Annotated in this window: 15 protein-coding genes and 2 pseudogenes; 11 read left to right on the top strand and 6 right to left on the bottom strand. The window is 75.2% G+C overall.

The window, feature by feature from the left end:
- Positions 1–55 precede the first annotated feature (55 nt).
- From ACFOWE_RS14815 to ACFOWE_RS14805, 3 genes are all read right to left on the bottom strand, one after another.
- Complete coding sequence (locus ACFOWE_RS14815; RefSeq protein WP_377287974.1) at positions 56–808, bottom strand: hypothetical protein; 753 nt, start codon at positions 806–808, stop codon at positions 56–58.
- A 114-nt stretch (positions 809–922) separates the two neighbouring features.
- A complete protein-coding gene (locus ACFOWE_RS14810) occupies positions 923–1,405 on the bottom strand; it encodes a TIGR03086 family metal-binding protein (protein WP_377287972.1) in 483 nt (160 codons plus the stop codon).
- The gene (locus tag ACFOWE_RS14805; protein WP_377287970.1) at positions 1,351–1,557 is read right to left on the bottom strand and encodes a hypothetical protein; all 207 of its coding nucleotides are present in this window, start codon (positions 1,555–1,557) and stop codon (positions 1,351–1,353) included. The genes ACFOWE_RS14810 and ACFOWE_RS14805 overlap by 55 nt, the downstream gene beginning before the upstream one ends.
- Positions 1,558–1,762: 205 nt before the next feature.
- Here ACFOWE_RS14805 and ACFOWE_RS14800 point away from each other — a divergent pair, with 205 nt between their 5' ends.
- Together ACFOWE_RS14800 and ACFOWE_RS14795 are read left to right on the top strand one after the other, a co-directional pair.
- A complete protein-coding gene (locus ACFOWE_RS14800; protein WP_377287968.1) occupies positions 1,763–2,284 on the top strand; it encodes a 2'-5' RNA ligase family protein in 522 nt (173 codons plus the stop codon).
- A 513-nt stretch (positions 2,285–2,797) separates the two neighbouring features.
- On the top strand, positions 2,798–3,640 hold the full coding sequence (locus tag ACFOWE_RS14795) for a nitroreductase/quinone reductase family protein (RefSeq protein ID WP_377287966.1): 843 nt from the start codon (positions 2,798–2,800) through the stop codon (positions 3,638–3,640).
- Between the two features lie 121 nt (positions 3,641–3,761).
- Here ACFOWE_RS14795 and ACFOWE_RS14790 read toward each other — a convergent pair whose 3' ends face one another.
- On the bottom strand, positions 3,762–4,151 hold the full coding sequence (locus tag ACFOWE_RS14790; protein WP_377287964.1) for a response regulator: 390 nt from the start codon (positions 4,149–4,151) through the stop codon (positions 3,762–3,764).
- A 363-nt stretch (positions 4,152–4,514) separates the two neighbouring features.
- Between ACFOWE_RS14790 and ACFOWE_RS14785 the strand changes: the two genes are divergently transcribed.
- Positions 4,515–7,256, top strand: a complete 2,742-nt coding sequence (locus ACFOWE_RS14785; protein ID WP_377287962.1) for a tetratricopeptide repeat protein — start codon at positions 4,515–4,517, stop codon at positions 7,254–7,256.
- A gap of 191 nt (positions 7,257–7,447) precedes the next feature.
- Here the strand turns inward: ACFOWE_RS14785 and ACFOWE_RS14780 are convergent, their stop codons facing one another.
- Positions 7,448–7,684: a hypothetical protein gene (locus tag ACFOWE_RS14780; RefSeq protein ID WP_377287960.1), complete on the bottom strand. Its 237-nt coding sequence runs from the start codon at positions 7,682–7,684 to the stop codon at positions 7,448–7,450.
- Positions 7,685–8,239: 555 nt separating this feature from the next.
- Here ACFOWE_RS14780 and ACFOWE_RS14775 point away from each other — a divergent pair.
- Positions 8,240–8,791 (top strand): GNAT family N-acetyltransferase, encoded by a 552-nt coding sequence (locus tag ACFOWE_RS14775; RefSeq protein ID WP_377287958.1) that lies wholly within the window; start codon positions 8,240–8,242, stop codon positions 8,789–8,791.
- 46 nt (positions 8,792–8,837) lie between these two features.
- Here the strand turns inward: ACFOWE_RS14775 and ACFOWE_RS14770 are convergent, their stop codons facing one another.
- On the bottom strand, positions 8,838–9,929 hold the full coding sequence (locus ACFOWE_RS14770; protein WP_377287956.1) for an NADH:flavin oxidoreductase/NADH oxidase: 1,092 nt from the start codon (positions 9,927–9,929) through the stop codon (positions 8,838–8,840).
- 142 nt (positions 9,930–10,071) lie between these two features.
- Here ACFOWE_RS14770 and ACFOWE_RS14765 point away from each other — a divergent pair, with 142 nt between their 5' ends.
- The 7 genes and pseudogenes from ACFOWE_RS14765 to ACFOWE_RS14745 form a co-directional block, all read left to right on the top strand.
- Complete coding sequence (locus ACFOWE_RS14765; protein WP_377287954.1) at positions 10,072–10,410, top strand: ArsR/SmtB family transcription factor; 339 nt, start codon at positions 10,072–10,074, stop codon at positions 10,408–10,410.
- Positions 10,411–10,460: 50 nt separating this feature from the next.
- On the top strand, positions 10,461–10,973 hold the full coding sequence (locus ACFOWE_RS14760) for an O-acetyl-ADP-ribose deacetylase (RefSeq protein ID WP_377287952.1): 513 nt from the start codon (positions 10,461–10,463) through the stop codon (positions 10,971–10,973).
- Between the two features lie 211 nt (positions 10,974–11,184).
- A complete protein-coding gene (locus tag ACFOWE_RS14755) occupies positions 11,185–16,077 on the top strand; it encodes an amino acid adenylation domain-containing protein (protein WP_377287950.1) in 4,893 nt (1,630 codons plus the stop codon).
- Positions 16,074–17,426, top strand: a pseudogene (locus ACFOWE_RS33905) (condensation domain-containing protein); the annotation flags it as partial. The gene ACFOWE_RS14755 and the pseudogene ACFOWE_RS33905, both read left to right, overlap by 4 nt.
- Positions 17,412–18,860: pseudogene (locus tag ACFOWE_RS33900) on the top strand (amino acid adenylation domain-containing protein); the annotation flags it as partial. The pseudogenes ACFOWE_RS33905 and ACFOWE_RS33900, both read left to right, overlap by 15 nt.
- The gene (locus ACFOWE_RS14750; RefSeq protein WP_449301215.1) at positions 18,837–24,416 is read left to right on the top strand and encodes an amino acid adenylation domain-containing protein; all 5,580 of its coding nucleotides are present in this window, start codon (positions 18,837–18,839) and stop codon (positions 24,414–24,416) included. The pseudogene ACFOWE_RS33900 and the gene ACFOWE_RS14750, both read left to right, overlap by 24 nt.
- Positions 24,413–24,813 (top strand): pyridoxal-phosphate dependent enzyme (locus ACFOWE_RS14745; RefSeq protein ID WP_377287946.1); only part of this gene is annotated, 401 nt, incomplete at its 3' end. The genes ACFOWE_RS14750 and ACFOWE_RS14745, both read left to right, overlap by 4 nt.

Genomic DNA, 24,813 nt, shown 5'->3' with positions numbered 1-24,813 from the left:
CCGCCGTCCCTGCCCGCCGGTCGGCGGGCAGGGACGGCGGACGCCGGGCGGCCGGTCAGCAGACGCCGGGCAGCGAGCAGACCTTCACCGCCATCTTCCTGGCGTCCTTCAGCTGCTTGCGGAAGTCCGAGGCGCGCACCTCGCTGTACTCCCCGGCGTACATGTAGCTCACCAGGGCGCGGCCCTCGCGCACGACGACGCCCCGCTGGCCGCCGATGGCGGGGCCTCCGTCCCTGCGGGCGTAGTTCTGCACGATCACCCGGACGGCCTGGTCCCCCATCCTGACCTTCTCCGTCCAGCCCCTGGTGACCACCTGACCGCTCTCGTCGGTCTCGCATCTGCCGACCCGCTTCCGCAGGTCGGCCATGGCCGCGCGCGCGGCCCGTTCGGAGCGGTGGATCACGACCTGCTCGGCCTGGTAGAACTCCGGCGCCGTGTAGATGACCGTCCGGGTGCTCACCCGGCTCCGGTCCTTGGAACCGCCCACGCCGCAGGGCGTGAGGCTGAGGCGTTCATGCCGGTCGCTGATCGTCCACTTCTCCTCCTCCGGGTACCTCACCGGCTTGCGGGCCCGGGCCTCGTAGAGCAGGAAGTTCCTCGGCAGCTTCCGGCCGGTCTCCCCCGTCCCCGTGAAGGTCCCCGCGGAGGTGGCCGCTCCCGGGCCAGTCCCGGCCGCCGTCCCCGTACCCGCCGTCCCCGTACCCGCCGTCCCCGTGCCCGCCTCCGCGGCGCCGCCCGCGAGGACGACCGCGGCGAGCACCCCGGCCGCCACCGCCGCCCGCCCCGTCGTCCGTCCCGTACCCGCCATGGTGACTCCTCCGCATCCGTGCTCCGGTCCCATGCACGGTGAGACGACCGCTTCGCGGGGAAGGTTCTCGCATCCGGCGGAAGGAATCGGCCGGACGGTTCCGGACCGGAGGCGTCACGCCCCCGAGGAGCGGCCCCAGAGCGGATCGCGCCCGCCGAACGCCGCGATCCGGTCGTACAGCGGCGCGTCATCGGGCACCGGCACCTCGGCGGCGATGTGGTGTCCCTCGGTCTCGTCCCCCCGGAACTCCGGCCGGAGGGTCTCCCTCCCGCACCGCAGGGCCACCAGCCCCAGCTCCGGGTCCAGGTCGGCCTGCTGCCCGGTCGCCCTGGCGATGTCCCAGGCGTGGATCACCAGTTCGGTGACGTGCTGGCCCACCGCCCACAGGGCGGGGATCTCCCTGAAGGGCGGGCGCTGCGGCCGGTCCAGGGCCCCGGACCTCCGCCAGGCCGCCAGCAGTTCGTCCGCGGCCGCCCGGTGGGCGGCGCTCCAGTCGTCCCCGATGACGTCGGCACCGTCATGGTGCCGCTCGCCTCCGGCGGTCACCGCGGCGAACTGCCGGATCTCGTCCACCACGTGGTCGACCAGCGCCCGCACGTCCCAGGAGCGGCAGGGGGCGGCAGCGCCGCCTGCTCGGGCCCGATCCGCGCGATGAGGGCGCCGGTCTGGTCGAGCGCCCGCGACACCAGGCTCTCCGCGTTCTCCCGCGTGACCGTCACCGGCGCCTCGGTGGTCCCGTCGAATGACATCAGCGATCTCCCGGTCGTCGTCTCCCACCGGTCGGCGCCGCGGGTGCGAAGCCGGCCGGACCACACTTCATAACACTTTTGTTTTATAACAAAAGTCTTTTATAAGAGGCGCCGCCGATCCTGTCAACGGCATCCGCCGATCCGGTCGCCGCTCTCCGGAGCGGCCGTCCAGGACCGGACACGGTGCACCCGTTACCGTTGCCGAATGCACACCATCGAGCTGACCTGCGACGACGTGCTCGACTCGGCGGTGCGCGCGGTCTGGGACAGGCTGGCGGCCGAGGGGCTGCCCAGCCAGGCGCGCCACTCGCACCCGACCAACCGCCCCCACCTGACGCTGGCGGTCTGCGAACGGCTGCCGCCCGACGCGCCGGCCGCGTTCGCCGAGGCGTTCGGTGATCTGCCGGTGCCCGTCAGGCTGGGACCGCTGCTGCTGTTCGCCGGCCGGGCACGGGTGCTGGCCTGGGGCGTGGTGCCGGAGGCCCGGCTGCTGGCCGTACACGCGCAGGTGTGGCGGGTGCTGGGCGGCTCCTGCGGCGGTAATCCGCTGCACACGCCGGGACGGTGGTTCCCGCACGTGACGCTGGCCCGCAACCTGGACGCCGCGGCACGGGCGCGGGCGATCACGGTGCTCGACGGGCTGGCCGAGGCCGCCGGGGCGTTCTCCGGCGCACGCAGCTACGACGGCGCGCTCCGCACGACCACCCTCCTGGCGGGGCAGGGCTGACCGGGCCCGCCACCTCCGCTCCTCCCGGCGGTACGGCGCCGCGACGGCCCACGGACCGTCCCGGAGAGCGGCGCGGAAACGGCATTGCCCCGGCGCGCTCGCGGCGTTAGGGTCTAGATCGTGACTGCCGGGTCGGCCATGGGCCACGAGCGAGTGAGGCACCCGGCCCGGGCGTGAGCTCCGGGCGGGCCAGATCCCCGCCTCCCCCTTTCCGCATCTCCCCCGCGTTCCACGTGCCGCACCTCGCGTCCGTCGCACGCGCCGCCCCCCAGGCGTCCCCCGGTGTCTCCCCGTCGTCCCGCACGGCGCCTCCGTTTCCGCGCGGCGGGCCGGGACGCGCAGGTCACCGGGCTCCGCGAGCCGTCCCCGGGCGTCCGCCACGCCCTCCCCGATCATCCGCACCGCGGCCGAGGCCGTCCCGCGGTGAGATCCGTCCCGTCCCCTCCGGGCGGTGATCCGTCATGCCCGCGAACGGCCCGCGGGACCGACCTATCCAGGAGAAGAACCCAGAGAATGCCGAACGACTTCAACCAGAAGATCATCGATGAGTTCCGCGCCAACCGAGGACAGGTCGGCGGCCCCTTCGAGGGCGGCCGGCTGATCCTGCTGACCACCACCGGAGCCCGCTCGGGCGCCCCGCACACGACCCCGGTCGGCTACCTGCCCGACGGCGACCGCATCCTGATCATCGCCTCGGCGGGCGGCTCGCCGAAGGACCCGGACTGGTTCCGCAACCTGGTGGCCCACCCCCGCGTCACGGTCGAGGACGGCGTCTTCACCTACGAGGCCGAGGCCACCGTCCTGGAGGGCGACGAACGCGACCGCCTCTTCGCCCGGGCCGCCGAGGCCGACCCCGGGTGGGCCGAGTACCAGGCCGGGACCGAGCGCGTCATCCCCGTGGTCGCGCTCAAGGAGGTCCCCTCCGGCCCGCCGGACATCAGCGGCGTGTCCTCGTTCGGCGAGGCGCTCAAGCTCATCCACGACGCCTTCCGGCGGGAGCTCGCCCTGGTCCGCGAGGAGATCGCCCGCTCGGGCCCCGCACTGGGCGCCCAGCTCCGGGTGAACTGCCTGACCGTCTGCCAGGGGATCCACCAGCACCACACCCACGAGGACAACGGGATGTTCCCCGCCCTCGCCGGGCAGCGCCCCGACCTCGCCCCGGTCCTGGACCGGCTGGGACAGGAGCACCGGAAGATCGCGGCCCTGCTCGACGAGCTGCAGCGGGTCGTCTCCGCCGACGGCACGGACCGGTCGCGGGTGCTCCCGGAGGTCGAGCGGCTCATCGAGGAGCTCGAACGCCACCTGGCCTACGAGGAGGAGCAGCTGATCCCGATCCTGGACGGCGCGGTCTCCTGATCCCGGCCGCCGCCCGCCGCACCGGAGCGGCGGCGGGCGGCGGGTCCGGCGTCACCCGCCGTACCGGAACGACGGCCACCCGGTCGGGGCCGGCACCTCGCCGGGGCTTCCGGCGGGCGGCTCAGCCCTCCCCGGCCGGACGGCAGTCGAGGCCCATGTAGACGAGCTTCTCGTGGATCGTCTCCGGCGTGAACGGCTTGATGACGTACTCGTGGGCGCCGGCGGCGAGCGCCCGCACGACCTTGCTCTGCTCGCTCTCCGTGGTCACCATCATCAGGCACATCTCGCGCATGCCGTCCATCTTGCGGACCCGGCGGATGAACTCCAGCCCGTCCATCACGGGCATGTTCCAGTCGACCAGCGCCACGTCCGGCGTCGTCGGGATCTCGTCCAGCAGGTCGAGGGCCTCCTGGCCGTGGGCGGCCTCGTACACCGAGAAGCCCAGGCGCGTCAGGACTCCCCGGATGATCCGGCGCATGGTACTCGAGTCATCGATCACGATAGCCAGCACGCCGCCGCCCTTCTCCGGATCCGCATCACCGTCCTATCGGCACCGGTCCGGCGGACATGAGGAGTACGGGACGCGCGCGGCGGAGCGGGGAACGCGATCCCCGGCCCTGGGCATCCCCTCCGGGAGGGCGGGCCGGGGAAAGACAATCCCGCTTCCTCTCACGGATTCTCCAAAACCAGGCTCATGTCCGAGAACACCCTCTGTCCTCCACCGCGGACGAGAGATAGGGGTTGATGGAGGCTGCTTCCATGGGGCTGGAGGATGGACATGCCACTCCGTCGCAGACCGTTGTCCCGGGCCGAACGGTCGACCCTTCCGTTTCCCCGTCCGAGGGCATGGGCGGCCGTGGCCGGGGGCGTGGCCGTGGGGCTCGTCTCCTTGCTCGCCCTCGTCGGCGGCGGCCACCAGATATGGCACACGGCAGACGACTTCAGTCCGCCGGCGCTGTGGATCACCGAGGTGACGTCCAGGATCGTGAGCGGCATCCGATGGGTCCTCATGGGAGGCGTCGACCCCGATCCCTGGGGCCTGCGCATCGTCTGCGCCGTCCTCGTCGTCGCCTTCCTCCACGCGCTCCGGAGGGCGATGATCATGTACAACGCCTACAAACCGGGCGCGGTGGACGTGAGGAAACTCGTCGACGCCACAGTCGACGGTCAACCGCACCCTCCGGTCGAGGACCTCACCGCGCAGCTCCGCAAGTCGCTCTCGGAGAGCAATCTCTACCCTCCCACCGTGGTCCCCGCCGAGGCTCCGGCGGAGAGCTTCCTGGACCTGGTCGGGGACATCGATCTCGAGCCGAAGAAACTCGGCACGAGCATGCTCCGCCTCTTCAGCCGGTTGAGGCCGAAGCTCGCCTACCAGATAAGCGGCGTGCTGCGGGTACGGGAGCCGGAACCCCGGTTCGGCATGACGGTGACCGTCACCTCGTATGCGACCCGGGGCAGCCATGTGGAGACGGTGTGGGGACGCACCTGGGAGCAGACGGTCCACCGGGCCGGATACTGGGTGATGGCGACGCTGGTGCCGGTCATACGCGCCGGCCGGGAGCTGCCCTGGCGGGGCTGGCAGGGGCGGAGCCTCCCCGTCGACCTGTTCGAGGCCTACCAGGAGGCGACGGAACTCGCCCGCGGCCGCAGGTTCGACGAGGCGCTCTCCCTCTACTACAAGGCGGTGCAGCTCGACCCGACGAACCTGTTCCTGCGCGTCCAGATCGGTCTCACGCAGGAGAAGCTCGGACTCTACCTGGACGCCCTGGAGACGTACCACGGCGCTCTCGTGGCCGCCGGCCAGACCACGGAGCGGGCGACCGCGAGGTTGTGGGCCCTGCCGGAAGGGGGCCCGCCCATCGCATGCCTGAGGTACCTGAGGAGACATCCCGGTGCTCTGCAGGCACGGCAGCGGTATGCCATCGTCCTCGGCACGTCGGAGCTGACCGCCCACCAGTGGTGCAAGAGAAGCGACGACGGTTTCGGACGCCCGGAGATCCGCAGGCAGATCCGCGAGTCTCTGACGCCGGACCTCGTCGACCGGTACTGGCGCACCGCGGTCGATCTCGTCCACTGGGATGAGGATCCCTTGACCGATGCGGTCGAACGCGACGTCCGGGAGCGGCTCAGCGAGGTGTTCAAGACAGGGGACGAGAGCGAGGTCGCCCTGGTGTTCCAGCGGGCCTGCCTGGCCGAGGCGTACCGGCTCTCCGAGGACTACCTGATCGCCCGCTGCAGCCCCAGGATCCGCCGGGGTGAGATAGCAACGACCCAGGCCGGGATCATCACCCAGGCCAGCGTTCGCATGTTCCGTGACATCTGGGCGCCGCTCCGGCTCGCTCTGGCCTGGGACGCCTACCACGACCACCACCTGTCCGAGACCGGTCCCGGCTCCTTCGCGGGGCCGCCCCTGCCGCCGGCGGAGGCGCTGGGGTGGAGCGATGACTTCTACCGGGAGGTCCGGAAGATGGTCCGATCCCAGGTCTCCCCCGAGGAGCTCCGGTGGCGGGTCAGGCAGGCCAAGCACGACTGGAGGCGCCTGATCAGAAAGGACTGGCAGGAGAACTACAACGCCGCCTGCCTCTACGCCCTCGCGATGAAGCAACGCATCGGCAGGTATCTCGGCTGGCCCGAGGAGTTCTCCGCGCTGGCGGTGCGCGAGCTGAAGAAGGCGGTGCGGAGAGAGAAGACCGGCTTCGTGAAGATCACCCGTTCGTGGATGCTCACCGACGATCCCGACCTGGCCCCGCTACGGGCCCATGGAGCCTTCATCCGCTTCGAGAGGGAGGTCTATCCGTACGCCACCCATGACCATCTCCGGCCGCAGGACATCCCGCCGACGAGGATCGAGATCACGGACTACTACCGGCGCCTGCTGACGGGGATCGCCACCGCGATGAGGGGAAGCTGGGACCGGAGACCCGGCCGCGGTCCGGTCGGCATCGCGACCGTGACGACCTGGCTCCAGAACGAACGGGAACTGTGGGGGTGCGTCCACCACCTCGCGTGCAGCCAGGCGCGCAACTGGCTCGACCGGCGGAGTCTCATCGAGAAGACCCGGAGGGTCGCCGACCCGGCGGTGCTGGGCGACGTGGACATCTCGTCGCACGTGTCGACCTTCGACGAGATCTTCTTCTCCCGGCCTGATGACCCGTGGCTCACCTCCCAGGGCGCCCAGGACGCCGTGGAGCGGATTCCCGGGACGGTCGACGGCGCGTTGGAACGCCTGGAGTCCATGGTGGACGGGGCCGATCCGCGGTCCCCGGTCAAGCACATCGACGAGTGGCTCGAGGTTCTCCGGAAAGCCGACGAAACCGGCACGACCACGGTCAGGGCAGCCGCCCTCAGGTCACTCTGCGCACGGCATGCGGCGCTCTGGCAGGCGCTCTGCGACGAGGTCAACGAGATCGGCGACGGCTCGCCGCAGCCGGCGTTCGCCGACGCGCTGGAGCGGCTCCCCGCACCGTCCGTGCCCACCAGGCTGCTGATCTCCCCCCGCACCGTCGGCTTCCGCCCGTACCGCCCGGTGAGACGCCCCTCCACGGACCGCCGCCGCCGCGAAAAGACGCCTCCGGCGAGACGGGACCGGGCCGCGCGCTCGCGGGCGAACGCGTGACCCGACTCCGCGTCCCGGAGGGTCGCACCAGGTCCGCGGCCTCGGGTACGGCTGGTCCGGCCCGGACGGCCCTGGCGGACTTCAACTCGGCCCGCGCTTTCGCGCAGTCGGCGCCGGCCGCACGCAGCCTGCCGGTGCGCTCGCGGAGCCGGTCGGCCGTATCCGGGGGAGCGCCGTACGGCGGATGCGGATCATGGGGCGTCGGCGATCCTCGAGGCCACCTCGTCCACCCGGGACGCCAGGGAGCCGGTGAGCGTCTCCCGCAGACGCTCGTGCTCCTGCCGCTCCTCGCGGCCCGCCCGCCCGCGCAGCACGGCGCGCTCCAGGACGGTGAGCCGGCGCCGCATCTCCTCGGCCCGGCCGGAGTACGGCGAGTCGATCCCGGACAGGCCGGTGAGCAGGGCGTCGTCGCCGCTGCCGTAGCCCACCCCGCTCGTACGGCTCCTCGTCCACGACCCGGGGCGGCACGTCCTCGTCGACCCCGGGGAGCCGGATCAGGCCGCCGGGGCCGACGCTCCGGCGGAAGGGACCGTGTCCCGCGAAGAACCAACCTTCGGGGTTGCCTCACCCGTGGTCCCCGGAAAGCGGCACGGCCGTGGCCTCGTCGAACCGGGTGCGGCCCCGTACCGCCCTGAATCACCGATCGGCTCGCGCACCCAGGTCAACCTGGCGGGGAAGGACATGCTCTTGGGCCGAAGGCCCTTCGTGGACCTGTCCTCGGACTCATCAAAGGTGATCTTCACTTCGGCGGGGCCCTCGATCATCCCGTTGGACACCCGACCCTCGGATACCGGGACCGGGCTGCCGGCGCCTGGGGACCGGCGACGGCCGCCAGGACGTCCTGCGCGTCACGGTCCGCCGCCAGGGCGCGCTGCTGGCCGTGACCGTGCACGACCCCTGCCTGGCGCTCCTCCGCGCGGGCGTCCCCGGCGACCGGGTCCGCGGCACCACGGCCACCGGGCGGAGTGGTGCACAATGCCCGGGTGGAGAAGATCGAATCCCCTGCGACCGTGTCCCCGGTGATTCCCGTGGAACCGCTCATCCGTCCGGCGGAGCCCGGGGACGCCGACGTGCTGCACCGCTTCATCGTCGAACTCGCCGAGGCGGAGCAGTTCCCCGGCGAGGTCACCGCCCGGCCGCGGGACGTGGCGGAGGCGCTGTTCGGGCCGCGCCCGGTGGCGGAGGCCGTCATCGCGGAGGCCGGCGGGGAGCCGGTCGGGTTCGCGCTGTTCTATCCGACCTACAGCACCATCGTCGGCAGGCCCGGCATCCACCTGGAGGACCTGTACGTCCGGCCCGAGCACCGGGGCGGCGGGCTGGGCCGGGTGCTGCTCGGCCACCTCGCGAAGCTCGCGGTGGAGCGCGGCTGCGGCCGCCTGGAGTGGTGGGTGCTGCGCACCAACGACCCGGCCCTGCGCTTCTACCGCCGTCTGGACGCCCGCGGACTCGACGAGATCGAGGTCATGCGCCTGGACGGCGAGGCCCTGCGCGCCCTGGCCTCGGCCACGGCCTCTCCCGGCGGCCCGGCCCTGTAGGACCCGCCCGTCCGGCCGGATCCGGGGCGGCCCGGCGCGGAGCCGCTCAGACGGCGCGGTGGTACTGGTCGGGCCAGCGGGCCGGGACGCCCAGCGTGCGGGCGGCCCGGTTCGGCCAGTAGGGGTCGCGCAGCAGCTCGCGGCCGAGCAGGACGGCGTCGGCCCGGCCGGAGGCGACGATCTCCTCGGCCTGGTGCGGGTCGGTGATCTCGCCGACGGCGGCCACCGGCAGGTCGGTCTCGGCGCGGACCCGGGCCGCGAACGGCACCTGGTAGCCGGGGCCGGTGGTGATCCTCGCGCGGGGCGCGTTGCCGCCGCTGGAGACGTCGAGCAGGTCGACGCCGTGGGCGAGCAGCTCCTTGGCGAAGCGCACGGTGTCGTCGACGGTCCAGCCCTCCCGCTCGTCCTCGGGGTTCTCGGTGAGCCAGTCGGTGGCCGAGATGCGGAAGAACACCGGGAGCTCCTCGGGCCAGACGGCCCGCACGGCGTCGACCACCTCGAGCGCGAAGCGGGTACGGCCGGCGAACGAGCCGCCGTAGCCGTCGGTGCGGCGGTTGCTGTGCGGGGAGAGGAACTCGCCGATCAGATAGCCGTGGGCACCGTGCACCTCCACGACCTTGAACCCCGCCCGCAGCGCGCGCTCCGCCGCCGCGGCGAAGTCGCCGACGATGCGCCCGATCTCCTCCGCCGTCAGCTCGTGGGGCACCGGGTACCCCTCGGCGAACGCCAGCGGGCTCGGCGCGACCGGCCGCCAGCCGCCCTCGGCCGGGCCGAGCGGCGCGCCGCCGCGCCACGTCACGTCGGTGGAGGCCTTGCGGCCGGCGTGCCCGAGCTGGATGCCGGGCACCGCGCCGTGCCGCTCCAGGAAGCCGGTGATCCGGGTGAACGCCTCCGCCTGGCGGTCGTTCCACAGCCCCAGGTCGGCGGGGCTGATCCGGCCCTCCGGCGCGACGGCCGTGGCCTCGGTGAGGATCAGCCCGGCGCCGCCCACCGCCCGGGCGGCGAGGTGCGCGAGGTGCCAGTCGTGCGGGACGCCCGCCTCCGGTCCGTCCACGGCGGCCGAGTACTGGCACATCGGGGCCATCCAGACCCGGTTGGGGATGGTCAGGGACCGCAGGGTGATGGGATCGAACAGCATGGGGACCTCTCGCTCGTCCGGGGCTCGGCGCTGGTGATCCAGCCCTTATACGATAAACACCGTAGTACGATAGATGTCAAACTACGATGGATATCGTAATATCAGCGAGGCCGGCGGAGTGCCGCGCAGGAGGGGGAGGCCGATGTCCACGCGGATCCTGGAGCACCCGAGCCTCGAGGAGATCCGGCTGGAGGCGGTGCTGCACGCCCTCGCCGACCCCGCGCGGCTGGAGGTGGTGCGCTTCCTCGCCGAGGTCGGCCGGGGGGTCGCCTGCTCGGAGATCGACCTCGCGGTCAGCAAGTCCACCGGCACGCACCACTACCGCGTCCTGCGCGAGGCCGGAGTCATCACCCAGGTCTACCGCGGCACCGCGAAGCTGAACTCCCTGCGCCGCGCCGACCTCGACGTGCTCTTCCCCGGCCTGATCGACAGCGTCATCGCCGCCGCCGGCCGGGAGCGGAGCAGGCAGCACGCCACCTGAGACACGAGCCGCCGGGATCCGCGCGGCGGCCCGCCACCAGACTTGACCGCATGAGGATCACACTGCTGCAGGGGGACATCACCGCGCAGGCCGTCGACGCCGTCGTCAACGCCGCCAACTCCTCGCTGATGGGAGGCGGCGGGGTCGACGGGGCCGTCCACCGGCGCGGCGGCCCGTCGATCCTGGAGGAGTGCCGGAGGCTGCGCGCCTCGCGCTACGGCAGGGGCCTGCCGACCGGCCAGGCGGTGGCGACCACCGCCGGAGACCTCCCCGCCCGCTGGGTCATCCACACCGTCGGGCCGGTCTTCTCCCCCGAGGAGGACCGCTCGGACCTGCTCGCCTCGTGTCACCGGGAGTCGCTCCGGGTCGCCGACGAACTGGGCGCGGCCACCGTGGCGTTCCCCGCGGTGTCCACGGGGGTCTTCGGCTGGCCGCTGGACGGCGCCGCCCGGATCGCGGTCGGCGCCGTGCGCGCCGCCGCCACCCGGGTGCGGGAGGTGCGCTTCGTGCTGTTCACCCCGGACGCCTACACCGCCTTCGAGCAGGCCCTCACCGCCGGGTGACCACGCCCGCGGACCGGGGCGGACCCTCCCCTCCTCCCCCGCCGCGACTCGCCCCGGCCGTGACGGGTGAGGGCGGTGCCCGCTCCGGCTGCAACCCGCTTTCAAGACGGCTGCAAGTTGCGCAAATCACACTCGCGATCACAGGGGTGATCATTTACGCAACTCGCAGGACTTTCGTGATCCGGATCGTCCTGCCCAGAAAGAGGACAAAGTGACCGGTGATGTACGCACCGAGCTGGGCACGGCATGGGAGACCGGGGAACCAGACCCGGGCGAGCGGCCGGAGGAGCACCGGCGAGGTGGGCTTCACCGTGCGGCGGCCGGGAACTCCGGCGGGCCGCACGAGGGCCGGGAGGGCCGGGAGGGCCGGGAGGGCCGGGAGGCGCACGCCCGCGGAGCCCACACCCGCGGAACCCAGGCCCACGGGATGCGCGTCCACGAGGCCATAGAACTCCAGAGCCGGCGGACCCCGGACCGCACCGCCGTCGTGGCGGGCACCGGCCGGATCGACTACGCCGAGCTGGACCGCAGGGCCGACGGCGTCGCGCGCGCCCTGGCCGGCCGGGGCATCGGACGCGGTGACCTGGTCGGGGTCTGCCTTGAGCGCGGCGAGTGGCTGATCCCCGCACTGGTGGGGGTGTGGAAGGCGGGGGCGGCCTACGTGCCGCTGGACCCCGCCTACCCGGCCGAGCGGTTGCGGTTCATGGCCGAGGACTCCGCCGTGTCCGCGGTGCTCACCTCGGCCGCGCTGTGCCGTACCGCCGCCCTGACCGGGGCCCGGGCCGTGCTCGTCGACGAGGCCGCGCCGGACGGCGAGGCGGTGCGGGTGGCCGGGGACCCGGGCGACGCGGCGTACGTCATCTACACCTCCGGCTCCACGGGGACGCCCAAGGGCGTGGTGGTGGAGCACCGCAACACCATGAACCTGCTCCGCTGGGAGGCGTCGGCCTACACCGCCGAGGAACTGGGCGGCACGCTGGCCGCCTCCTCGATCTGCTTCGACGCGTCGATCAGCCAGCTCTTCCTGCCGCTGATCACCGGCGGGACGGTGATCCTGGCCGACAACCTGCTGGCGCTGCCGAGCCTGCCGGCCAGGGACGAGGTCACCATGATCAACGGCGTGCCCTCCGCCCTGACGGCACTGCTGCGCGAACCGCTGCCGGACGGGGTGCGCACCGTGATCTCCGGCGGTGAGCCGCTGACCGGCGCCCTGGTGCGGCGGATCTACGCCAACCCCGGAGTGCGCCGGGTGGTGAACCTGTACGGCCCGACGGAGTGCACCACCGCCTGCACGTTCGCCGAGGTGGGCCGGGACCACGAGGGCGAGCCGCCGCTCGGCGGGCCCATGGCCGGCGCGGTGCTCACGGTCCGTGACGCGGACGGGAACCCCGTCCCGGACGGGGAGGTGGGCGAGCTGTGGATCGGCGGGCCGGGAGTGACCCGCGGCTACCTGGGGCGCGAGTCGCACGCGTTCCGCACCGAACCGGACGGGAGCCGGGTCTACCGCAGCGGCGACCTGGTCCGCCGGGCCGGCGGTGAGCTGCGCTACGCCGGCCGCGCCGACGACCAGGTCAAGATCCGCGGCTACCGGGTGGAGCCGGGCGAGGTGGAGGCCGTGCTGAGCCGCCACCCCTCGGTGCGCGGGGCCGTCGTGCTGGCCGCGGCCGACGACGACGGGATCTCCTACCTGGCCGGTCATGTGGCGGCCTCCGGGGTGAGCGAGCAGCAGCTGCGGGACTGGCTGCGCGCCCGGCTCCCCGACCACCTGGTGCCCACCCGGATCGGCGTGGCCGAGGAGCTTCCGCTCGCCCCCAACGGCAAGGTGGACCGTGCGGCGCTGCCCCGGCTCGGCGCCTCCCGGCCCGCCGGGGCGGCGCCGGTCGCGCCCCGTACCGACGACGAGCGCCTGGTCGCCGAGGTGATCGCCGAGACGCTGGGGCTGCCGGAGGTCGGCGTGCACGACCGCTTCGCCGACCTGGGCGGGCATTCCCTGGCCGCGGCCAAGGTCGTCACCGAGCTGTCCCGCAGGCTGGGGCGCACCGTGCCCCTGGCGGCCTTCCTGACCGAGCCCACCGCATCCGGGCTGGCCGCCCGGATGCGGCAGGCCGGGCCGGAGCCGGTACGGCGGAGCGGCCGCACCCTGTACCCGCTGACCGGCATGCAGCGCGAGTTCTGGACCCTGAGGCAGCTCCACACCGGCAGCCCGGTCACCACGCTGGCGGTCCGGCTGCGCGTGCGGGACCTGCCCGGCACCGCGCGGCTGCGGGCGGCCCTGGACGCGGTGGTCCGCCGGCACGAGGTGCTGCGCAGCACCGTCTCCGTCGGCGAGGACGGCGTGCCGTACGCCGTGGTGCACCCGCCGGTCCCCGTGCCGCTGGTCGAGCACGCCGCCGGTGAGGACCCGGAGAAGGTCGCCCGGGCCGCGGCGGCGCACGTCTTCGACGTGACGGGCGAGGTGCCGCTGCTCCGCGCCCACCTGTGCCGGCCGGGCGGCGCGGAGGCCGAGCTGGTGGTCGTGGTGGACCACCTCGCCTTCGACGGCGGCTCCGTCGGGGTGCTGATGGCCGAGCTGGCCGCCGGACTGGCCGGCGAGCCGGTCCCCGGTCCCGCGGTCCAGGTCGGCGACGTGGCCCTGCGGGAGCAGCGGGAGCAGCCGGACCTGGAGCGGCTGCGGGAGTTCTGGCGGACCGAGCTGGCCGGCGCGCCCGCGGCGGACCCGGCGCCCGCGGACCTGACCGCGGACAGGGTGGTCCGGCCGCTGCCCGAGGAGCTCACCGCCGGCGTGGACGCGCTGGCGCGCCGGTGCGGCGCCACCCCGTTCGCGGTGTACCTGGCCGCGCTGGCCCTGGCCGGCGGCGAGCCCGACACGCTGGTCGGCGCGGTCGCGGCACGGCGGGCGCGGCCGGAGCTGACCGGGGTCATCGGCCCGCTGGTGGACACGCTGCCGGTGCGGCTGCGCCCGGCCGGCGCGCCGACCTTCCGCGACCTGGTCCGGCAGGCCGCCGACGCGACCACGCGGGCCCTGGTCCACCAGGAGATCCCGCCCGCCGAGCTGCCCCGCTCCCCCGTGCTGCTGGCCATGCAGCACGCCGAGGTGCCGGTCCGCCTGGGCGGCCTGGAGCTGCTCACCGAACTCGGCTCGGGCGCCGCCGGGCACGAGCTCGGCGTGCTCGTCAACCGGACCGCGGCCGGCGCCGAGCTGCACCTGGAGTACGCCACCGCCCGCCTCGGCGCGGCGGAGGCCGAGGCGTACCTGGACCGGCTGGTGCGGCTGCTGCGCTGCGCGCTGGCGGACCCCGACCGGCCGCCGGCGGCGTTCGAGCTGGTCACCCCGGACGAGCGCGCCGCCCTGCTGGCCGCGGCGGCCGGGCCGGAGCCGCCCGGCGACCTGCCGACGGTGCCGCGGGCGCTGGCCGCCCGCACCGCCGGGACGGCCGTGGTCGGACCGGACGGCGCCTCCCTGAGCTACGCCGAGCTGGACGACTGGTCGGGCCGGGCCGCGGCGGCCCTGCTGGAGCACGGGGTGGCGCCCGGCGAGGTGGTCGGCGTCTGCCTGCCGCGCGACCACCTGCTGCCGGCGGTCCTGCTGGCGGTGTGGCGGGCCGGCGCGGCCTACCTGCCGCTGGACCCCGGGCACCCGGCCGAGCGGCTGCGCCTGCTGGCCGGGGACGCCGGGGTGCGCACGGTGCTCACCCGGGGCGGCGCGGCCCCCGCGGGCCTGCCCGCCCTGGACCTGGACCACCTGGTGGCCGCCGGCGGCGCGCCCGCCGAGCTGCCGGAGGTGCGGGCCGGGGACCTGGCCTACGTGCTGCACACCTCCGGCTCGACCGGGACGCCCAAGGGCGTGGAGGTCACCCACGGCAACCTGGCCGCCCTCGTGGCCGGGACGGCCGCCGCGCTGCGGCTGGGCCCCGGGGACGTCCAGCCGGCCGTGGCGCCCCTGGCCTTCGACGCCTCCGCCTCCGAGCTGTGGAGCGTGCTGGCCGCCGGCGGCACCTGCGTGGTGGTGGACCGTGCCACGGCCGTGGACGGGCACGCGCTGGCCGGGCTCATCGCGGCCTGCGGGGCGACCGTGGTCGACCTGGTGCCCACGGCCTACCGGATGCTGCTGGCCGCCGGCTGGTCCGGCGACCCGGCGCTCCGGGCCGTCGTCGGCGGGGAGGCGCTGGACGCGGCCCTGGCCGGGGAGATCCTGGCCCGGGTCGGCGAGCTGTGGAACGCCTACGGCCCCACCGAGGCCACCGTCACCTCGACCCTGCACCGGGTCCGCCCGCACGAGGCCGGGCGGGTGCCGATCGGGCGGCCGATGCCGGGAGAGCGTGCCTACGTGGTCGACTCCGAGCTGCGGCTGGTGCCGCCGGGCGCGGTCGGCGAGCTGCTGCTGGGCGGCGCCGGCGTCGCCCGCGGGTACCGGGGCAGGCCCGACCTGACCGCGGCGGCGTTCACCGACGACCCGTTCGTCCCCGGCGGCCGGTGCTACCGGACCGGGGACCTGGTGCGGTGGCGGCCGGACGGGACGCTGGAGTTCCACGGCCGCAAGGACCACCAGGTGAAGGTGCGCGGGTACCGGATCGAGCCGGGTGAGATCGAGGCGGTCCTGCACGAGGTGGTCCAGGGCGCGGTGACCGTGGCCGGGCAGGGCGCGCAGGCGCACCTGGTCGGCCACGTCGTGCCGGAGACCGCCGACCTGGCCGCGGTCGAACGGCATCTCCGCTCCCGGCTGCCCGGCCACATGGTGCCCCGGCGGTGGATCGCGCTGCCGGAGCTGCCGACCCTGCCCAACGGCAAGATCGACCGCAACGCCCTGCCCGAGCCCGCCGACGGCCCGCGGACCGGGCGAGTCCCGCCGGCCACCGACGCCGAGCACCTGGCGGCGGCGGTCTGGGCCGCCGTGCTGGAACGGCCCGAGGTCTGGGCCGACGACGACTTCTTCACCCTGGGCGGGCACTCCTTCGCCGCCACCCGCGTGGCCGGCCGGCTCCGCGAGACGCTGGGCCTGGCCGTCCCCGTCCGGTTGCTCTTCGAGCGGCCCGTGCTCGCCGACTTCGCCGCCGGACTCGAAGAACTGCTGATGAACGAACTGATGGACGGGAGCGACGCATGACCGAGGTACAGCAGGACCGGATCGCCGAACTGGTCCGGTCCCGGTTCGCCGCGGCCCGGGTGGCGGCGGAGACCGCCGGTCCCGTCGGCATCCCCGCGCTGCGGGCGGCGGACATGCCGCTCTCCCCGGCCCAGGAGCGGCTGTGGTTCCTGTCCCAGCTGGAGCCGGACACCCCCGCCTACAACGTGCCGCTGGCGCTGCGGCTGCGCGGGCCGGTGGACGTCGCCGCCCTGACCGCCGCGGTGGCGGGCCTGGCCGAGCGGCACTGGATCCTGCGCGGCGTCGTCGACGGCGCCCGGGTGCGGCCGGCCGCGAGCGTGCCGGTCTCCGTGGTGGACGCGGCCCCCGCGGACCTGGAGCGGGAGCTGGCCGCCCAGGCCTGGCGCCCGTTCCGGCTCGACGCGGAGCCGCCCATGCGGGCCACGCTGTTCCGGCTCGGCGGGGACGAGCACGTGCTCGCGCTGACCCTGCACCACATCGCCACCGACGCCTGGTCCGAGCGGCTGCTCCTGGCGGACCTGGCCGCCCTGTACGCGGCCCGGCTCGGCCTGGCTCCGGAGCCGGAGCCGGAGCCGGCGGCGCTGCAGTACGCCGACGTGGCCGCGTGGGAGGCCCGGGAGGCCGACCGGGAGGCCGCGCGGGCCGAGGCCGACCTGGACTGGTGGGAGCGGAACCTGGCCGGCCTGCCGCCGGTGCTGGAGCTGCCCGTCGCCCGGCCCCGCCCGGCGGTGCCCACCTGGCAGGGGGCCGCGGTCGAGGTCGAGGTGCCCGCGTCCCTGTCCGCCAAGGTGCGCGCGGTGGCGGGCGCGACGCCGTTCATGGTGTTCCTGGCCGGTCTGCAGGCCCTGCTGTCGCGCGTGTCCGGCGGCGACGACATCGCCGTCGGGGTGCCGCACGCCGGGCGGCACCATCCGGACGCCGAGCAGGTGGTGGGCTGCTTCATCAACACCCTGGTGGTGCGCACCGACACCTCCGGCGACCCCACCGGCGCCGAGCTGCTGGACCGCGCCCGCGCGGCCGCGCTGGACGCGCTGGCCCACGCCCGCACGCCGTTCGAGCGCATCGTGGAACGGCTCCAGCCGGAGCGGAACCTCTCGGTCACCCCGCTGTTCCAGGTGATGCTGAACGTCTACGACACCGGCGTGCCGCCCGGCCTGCCCGGGGTGGAGGTCCGGGCCGAGCCGCTGACGTCGCCGACCGCCAAGTTCGACCTGAACCTGGAGCTCGGCGACGACGGGACCCGGTTCTCCGGTGAGCTGCGCTACCGGACCGACCTGTTCGACGAGGCCACCGTCCGGCGGCTGGCGGACTGGTACCTGGCCCTGCTGGACGGGATGCTCACCGAGCCGGACGCGCCGGTCGGGCTGCCCGCCGGCCCCGACCTGCACGGCCCGGACGGGGACGGCCCGGCGGTGGACGTGCCGCTGCACACGCTCGTCGAGCGGGCGGCCGACGCCGCCCCCGGCGCGACCGCGGTCGCCTCGCCCGGCCACGCGCCGCTCACCTACGCGGAGCTGGACCGGCGGGCCAACCAGGTGGCGCACCGGCTGCTGGAGCGCGGCGTGCGGCCGCAGGAGCCGGTCGGGGTGCTGATGGAGCGGCGGCCCGAGCTGGCGGTCGCCCTGCTCGGGGTGCTCAAGGCGGGCGCGGCCTACCTGCCGCTCGACCCGGTCTACCCGGCGCGGCGGACCGAGGCCGTCCTGGCCGACGCCGGCGCCCGGATCGTGCTCACCGAGGCGGAGGTCGCCGCCGCCGCGGACGGGCCGGAGCACCGCCCGGACGTGGCCGTGCCGCCCGGCCACCTGGCGTACGTGATCTACACCTCCGGCTCCACCGGGACGCCCAAGGGGGTCGCGGTCGAGCACCGGCAGATCACCCACTACCTGGGCGCGGTGGCCGGGCGCATCCCCGCCGGCGCGCGCTCCTTCGCCCTGGTGTCCACCGCCGCGGCCGACCTGGGGCTGACCAACGTGCTGTGCGCCCTCACCTCGGGCGCCACCCTGCACCTGGTCGACCACGAGACGGCCACCGACCCGGCCGCGTACGCCGCCTACCTGGCCGCCCACCCGGTGGACGTGGTCAAGATGGTGCCCAGCCAGCTGGAGCCGCTGGGCATGGAGGGGCTGCCCCGCAAACTGCTGGTCCTGGCCGGCGAGGCCGTGCCTGCGGACCTGGTGGAGCGGGTGCGGGCGGCCCGGCCGGACCTGGCGGTGCAGATCCACTACGGGCCCACCGAGACCACGGTCTCGGTGCTGGCCTGCGACGCGGCCGAGGCGCCGCCCGGCACGGCGGTCCTGGGCCGGCCGCTGGCCGACGTGGTGTGCCGGGTCGCGGACCCCGCCGGGCGGGCGCTCCCGACCGGCGTGCCGGGAGAGTTGTGGATCGGCGGGCCCAGCCTCGCCCGCGGCTACCTGGGCAGGCCCGACCTGACCGCGGAGCGGTTCGCCGGCGGCTGGTACCGCACCGGGGACCGGGTGCGGGTGAACCCGGCCGGGCTGGTGGAGTTCCTGGGCCGGGTCGACGACCAGGTGAAGGTGCGCGGGTTCCGGGTGGAGCTCGGTGAGGTCACCGCGGCGCTGCGGGCCCTGCCGCAGGTGGCGGAGGCGTTCGTGCAGCCGGTCGGCGCCGGGGCGCGGCGGCGCCTGGCCGCCTGGGTGACGCCCGGCGCCGGGACCGCCGCGGACGCCGTGGACGTCTCCGCGGTCCGGGCCGCGCTGCGGGAGCGGCTGCCCGACTACATGGTGCCGGCCGCGATCGGGGTGCTGGAGGCGCTGCCGCTCACCCCGAACGGCAAGGTGGACCGGGCGGCGCTGCCGGTCCCCGACGCCGGTCCGGCGGTGCGGGTGCCGCCGGCGACGCCGCAGGAGCACCTGGTCGCCGAGGCCTGGGCCGAGGTGCTGGAGGCGCCGGAGGTCTGGGCCGACGACGACTTCTTCGCCCTGGGCGGGCACTCCTTCGCCGCGACCCGGGTGGCCGGCCGGCTGCGGGAGCGGCTGGGCGCTCCGGTCCCGGTGCGGCTGCTGTTCGAGCACCCGGTCCTCGCCGACCTGGCCGCCGCCCTGCCCCGCCCCGCGGAACGGGCCCGGGCGCGGCGGGAGCGGCCGGACGGGCCGGTCCCGCTCTCCGGGGCGCAGGCCAGGCTCTGGTTCCTGGCGCAGCTGGAGCCGGAGAGCACGGCCTACAACGTGCCGCTCGCGCTGCGGCTGCGCGGGCCGCTCGACACCGACGCGCTGCTGGGCGCGGTGCGCGACCTGGCCGAGCGGCACGAGGTGCTGCGCAGCGTGATCGACGACTCCGGCCCCGAGCCGGTCCTCGTGGCACGACCGGCCGGAGAGGTGCCGGTGTCCACGGTGCGCGTCGAGGCGGCGCGGGTCGAGGAGGAGGTGGCCGCGCACCTGGCCACGCCGTTCGCGCTGGACGCCGAGCCGCCGATGCGGGCGGTGCTGCTCGCGGTCGACGGGCCCGGCGGCCTCTCCGGTGACGTCTCCGGCGGCCTCTCCGGCGGTGAGAAGACCACCGGGGACGGGCGGGCCGAGCACGTGCTCTCTCTCACCTTCCACCACATCGCCACCGACGCCTGGACCCGGGAGCTGCTGCTGTCGGAGCTGTCCGCGCTGTACGCCGCACGGCTCGGGCTGCGCCCGCCCCTGGACCCGCCGCCCGCCCAGTACGCCGAGGTGGCCCCGGTCCCCGACCTGGCCGAGCTCGACTGGTGGGCCGAGCGGCTGGCCGGCCTGCCGCCGGTGCTGGACCTGCCCACCGACCGGCCCCGCCCCGCGGTGGCCGATCCGGACGGCGCCTCGGTGGAGCTGGAGCTGCCGGCGGAGCTGAGCGAGCGGGTCCGGGCGGCGGCCACCGCCTACCGGGCGACGCCGTTCATCGTGCTGCTGGCCGGTCTGCAGGCCCTGCTGGCGCGCCTGGCGGCCGGCACCGACGTCGCGGTCGGCGTGCCGGTCTCCGGCCGGGACCATCCCGGCACCGAGGGCGTGGTCGGCTGCTTCCTCAACACGGTGGTGGTCCGCACCGACGTCGGCGGCGGCCCGACCGGCCGTGAGCTGCTGGCCCGGGTCCGGGAGGACGCGCTGGGCGCCCTCGCCCACGCGAGCACGCCGTTCGACCGGGTGGTGGACCGGCTGCGGCCGGAGCGGAACCTGGCCGCGACCCCGCTGTTCCAGGTGATGCTGAACTACGTCACCGGCGCGGACCTGCCGGAGCTGCCCGGCCTGGAGACGGGCGAGATCCGCCTGCCCGAACGGACGACGAAGTTCGACCTGAGCTGGCACGTGGTCGACGGCGGCCCCGGCCGGCCGCTGCGCGGCGGGCTCGACTACCGCACCGACCTGTTCGACGAGGCCACCGCGGCCCGCTTCACCCGGTGGTACCTGGCCCTGCTGGACGGGATGCTGGCCGACCTGGACGCCCCGGTGGGCGCGGTCCCGCTGGAGCCGGTGACCGGTCCGATCCTGGCCGGCGGGCCCGCCGTACCTGCGGCCGGGCCGTCCCCGGCCGGCGGGCCGCCGGAGCCCGCGGCGGACGCCCCGGTGCACCGGCTGATCGAGCGCTGGGCGGACGCCACCCCCGACGCGCCCGCCGTGGTGGGCGCGGACCGCGCGCTGACCTACGCCGAGCTGGAGGCGGCCGCCAACCGGATCGCCCACCTGCTGCTGGAGGCCGGGGTGCGCGCCGACGAACCGGTCGGCGTGCTGCTGGAGCCGGGCGCCGGCCTGGCCTGCGCCCTGTTCGGCATCCAGAAGTCCGGCGGCGGCTACCTGCCGATGGACCCGGCCTACCCGGCCGCGCGGATCACCGCGATGCTGGACGCCGCCGGGGTGCGGGCCGTGGTCACCACGGCCGAGTTCGCCGGCCGGATCGGTCCGGGCCGCGAGGTGCTGGAGCTGGACCGGCTCCCGGCGGCGCCGGAGACCCGGCCCGACGTCGACGTGCGGCCCGAGCACCTGCACCACGTGATCTTCACCTCCGGGTCCACCGGCACGCCCAAGGCCGTGGCCGCCGAGCACCGCAGCGTGCTCGGCTACCTGCGCGGCATGCTGCCGCGGATCGGCGTGCCCGGCGGGTCGTACGCGGTCGTGTCCACCCCCGCCGCGGACTTCGGGCTCACCTGCGTCTTCGGCGCCCTGACCACGGGCGGCACGGTGCACCTGGTGCCGCGCGAGACCGCGATGGACCCCGCCGCCTTCGCCGGCTACCTGGCCGAGCACCGCGTCGACGTCGTCAAGTGCGTGCCCAGCCACCTGGAGCTGCTGGCCTCCGGCGGCGACCTGCCCGCGGTGCTGCCGGGCAAGCTGCTGATCCTGGCCGGCGAGGCGTGCCCGTGGGACCTGGTGGAGCGGGCCCGGGCCGCGCGGCCCGGCCTGCGGATCCAGAGCCACTACGGGCACACCGAGTCCACGATGATCTGCCTGGTCTGCGACACCGAGGAGGTCCCGGCCGGGCACCGGACCGGGATCGTGCCGCTGGGCCGGCCCCTGCCGGGGGTGTACGGGCACCTGGTGGACGCGGATCTGCGGCCGGTGCCGGTCGGGGTCCCGGGCGAGCTGGTGGTCGGCGGCCCCGGCGTCACCCGCGGCTACATCGGCCTGCCCGAGCTGACCGCGGAGCGGTTCGTGCTCGACCCGCTGACCGGCCGGGGGCGCTGCTACCGCAGCGGCGACCTGCTGCGCGTCACCGCCGACGGGCGGGTGGAGTTCCGCGGCCGGGTGGACGACCAGGTCAAGGTCCGCGGCTACCGGGTCGAGCCGGGCGAGGTCGCCACCGCGCTGCGCGCCCTGCCCGAGATCGCCGAGGCCGTGGTGCTGCCGGTGGGCGAGGGCAAGGCCCGGCAGCTCGCCGCCTGGGTGACGCCGTCGGCCGGGAGCGCCGTGGACGTGCCGCGGGTCCGGGCCGCGCTCCGGGAGCGGCTGCCCGACTACATGGTCCCGGCGCAGCTCGTCGTGCTCGACCGGCTCCCGCTCAACCCGAACGGGAAGGTGGACCGGGCCGCCCTGCCCGAGCCGCGGCCGGAGGCCGCGGAGTTCGTGCCGCCGTCCACGCCCGGCGAGGAGCTGGTCGCCCGGGTCTGGGCCCAGGTGCTCGGCGTGGCCGAGGTCGGCGCGCACGACGACTTCTTCGCCCTGGGCGGGGACTCCTTCGCCGCGGTGCGCGCGGTCAAGGAGATCGGGCACGGCCTGCGGGTGATCGACCTGTTCACCCGGCCCACGGTCGCCGAGCTGGCCGCGTTCCTGGACCGGCAGGACGGCGGCGGGCTGCTGCACCGCCTGGGCGGCGGCCGCACCAGCGAGTTCACCCTGGTCTGCCTGCCGTACGGCGGCGGCTCGGCGGCGGTGTACCAGCCGATGGCCTGGGCCCTCGGCGAGCGGGTGGAGGTGCTGGCGGCCGAACCGCCCGGCCACGACCCGGCCCGGCCGGACGAGGAGCCGCTGCCGCTGGAGGAGCTGGTGGAGGCCTTGGCCGCGGAGGTGGCCAAGACCGCGTCCGGCCCGATCGCGGTCTACGGCCACTGCGTGGGCTCCGCGCCCGCGGTGGCCCTGGCCCGCAGGCTGGAGGCGGACGGCGTCCCCGTCCTGGGCGTGATCGCGGCCGGCAGCTTCCCCAGCGCCGGGCTGCCCGGCCTGGTCCAGCGGCTCTTCCGCGGCGACCGCTGGGTCTCCGACCGGATGTTCCGGGACGCGCTGCGGGCCTCGGGCGGGCTCCTGGACGACATGGACGAGGCCGCCAAGCGGACCGCGGTGCGGGCGATGCGCCACGACGCCGACCAGGCGCAGGAGTGGTTCGGCCGCGAGCTGGCCGGGGACGGGCCGCCGCTGCGCGCACCGATCCTGTGCGTGGTCGGGGAACGGGACCGGGCGACCGAGCTGCACGAGGAGCGGTACGCCGAGTGGGCGGCCTTCGCGCCCAGGGTGGAGCGGGCCGTGCTGCCCCGCGCGGGCCACTACTTCCTGCGGCACCAGGCCGAACCGCTGGCCGCCCTGGTGATGGAGCACCTGCGGCGCTGGGCGGCCGGGCGGCTGCCCGATCCGGTGCGCCCGCCCGAGCGCAGGAACCTGCGGCCCTTCTACACCGTGGCGGGCGGGCAGCTCGTCTCGGCGGTGGGCACGGCGCTGAGCTCGTTCGCCCTCGGCGTCTGGGCCTACCAGCGCAGCGGCGAGATCCTCGACCTGGCCCTCGTCACGATGCTCTCCCAGATCCCGGCCGTGCTGCTCACCCCGCTGGGCGGCGCGCTGGCCGACCGGGTGGACCGGCGCCGCGTCATGCTGGCCTGCGACGCCGTCTCCGGGCTGGCCATGGTGGCGCTGGTCCTGCTGCTGGCCACCGACCGGCTGGCGCTGTGGAACGTGTGCCTCATCGTCGGCGTCACCTCGGTGGTCACCGCGTTCCAGCAGCCCGCCTACCTGGCCGCGATCGCGCAGCTGGTGCCCAAGCCGTACCTGCCGCAGGCCAACGCCATCGCCAACCTGGGGTTCGGCGCCGGCAACGTGGTGGCGCCCCTCGCCGGCGGCGCGCTGATCGGCATGTTCGGGCTGTCCGCGGTGGTGGCCGTCGACGCGGCGACGTTCGCGGTCGGGGTGGCGACCCTGCTGGCGGTCCGCTTCCCCGACCGGTTGTTCCACCGGCGGGAGGAGACGTTCCAGGCGGCGCTGACCGGCGGCTGGCGGTTCCTCCGCCGGCGCCGGCCGCTGCTGGTGATGGCGTTCTACTTCTCGGTGGTCAACTTCTGCACCGCCCTGATGTGGGTGCTGATCACCCCGGTCGTGCTGGCCCTCGGCTCCTCGGCCACCCTGGGCGCGGTGACCGCGATCGGCGGCCTCGGCGCGGCCGTGGGCACCGGGGTGGTGCTGGTCTGGGGCGGCACCCGGCGCCGGGCCACCGGAATGATCGGTTTCGTGGTCGGGTCCGGGATCGGCGTGGTGCTGATGGGCGTCTGGCCGGCGGTGTGGCTGGTCGCGGCCGGCCTGTTCGTCCGGCTGGCCTGCATGAGCATCGGCAACGCGCACTGGCTGTCCATCATCCAGGTGAAGGTGGGGCCGGAGCTGCAGGGCCGGGTCCTGGCCGTCAACGTCATGCTGGCCACGGCCATGCAGCCGCTGGGCTTCCTGGCCGCCGGCCCGCTGGCCGACTGGGCCGGGCGGTACGCCTCCGGCCCCGGTGGAGGGGCGGCGGCGGTGCTGCTGGCCAGCGGCGTGTTCCTGGTGGCGTGGGGCCTGCTCGGGCTGCGCCACCGCCCGCTGCACGATCTGGAGGACCTGGTGCCCGACGCCGCGCCGCCGTCCGAGGCCGAGGCCGACCTGGACGCGATCCAGGAGAAGGTGCTGAACGGATGAACCCCGTGACGACGACCGAGACCGCCGGCGCCGGGCGGATCCGCCCGGCGGCCGGGGCCGGCGCGGCCGGCGCCGGGCGGACCCGCCTGGTGACGATGGACGACGTGGCCGCCGCGGCGGCCCGGATCGCGCCGTCCGTACGGCGCACGCCGCTGTTGCGCCTGCCCGGCGAACGGCTCTGGGTCAAACCCGAGAACCGGCAGCCCACCCGCTCGTTCAAGGTGCGGGGCGCGGTGAACGCGGTGGGACGGCTCGCCGAGGGGGGCGTCGGGCACATCATCGCCCAGTCCTCCGGCAACCACGCCCAGGCCATCGCGTACGCCGCCGCCGAGCACGGCCTGCGGGCGACCGTGGTCCTGCCCGACACCGCGCCGGAGCTGAAGGTGGCGGCCGCCCG

The sequence above is a fragment of the Planomonospora corallina genome (assembly GCF_042650625.1).
GTDB classification, from domain to species: Bacteria; Actinomycetota; Actinomycetes; order Streptosporangiales; family Streptosporangiaceae; genus Planomonospora_B; species Planomonospora_B corallina.
The sequence above is the reverse complement of the archived record's forward strand: the minus strand, read 5'-3'. Positions and strand labels throughout refer to the sequence as shown.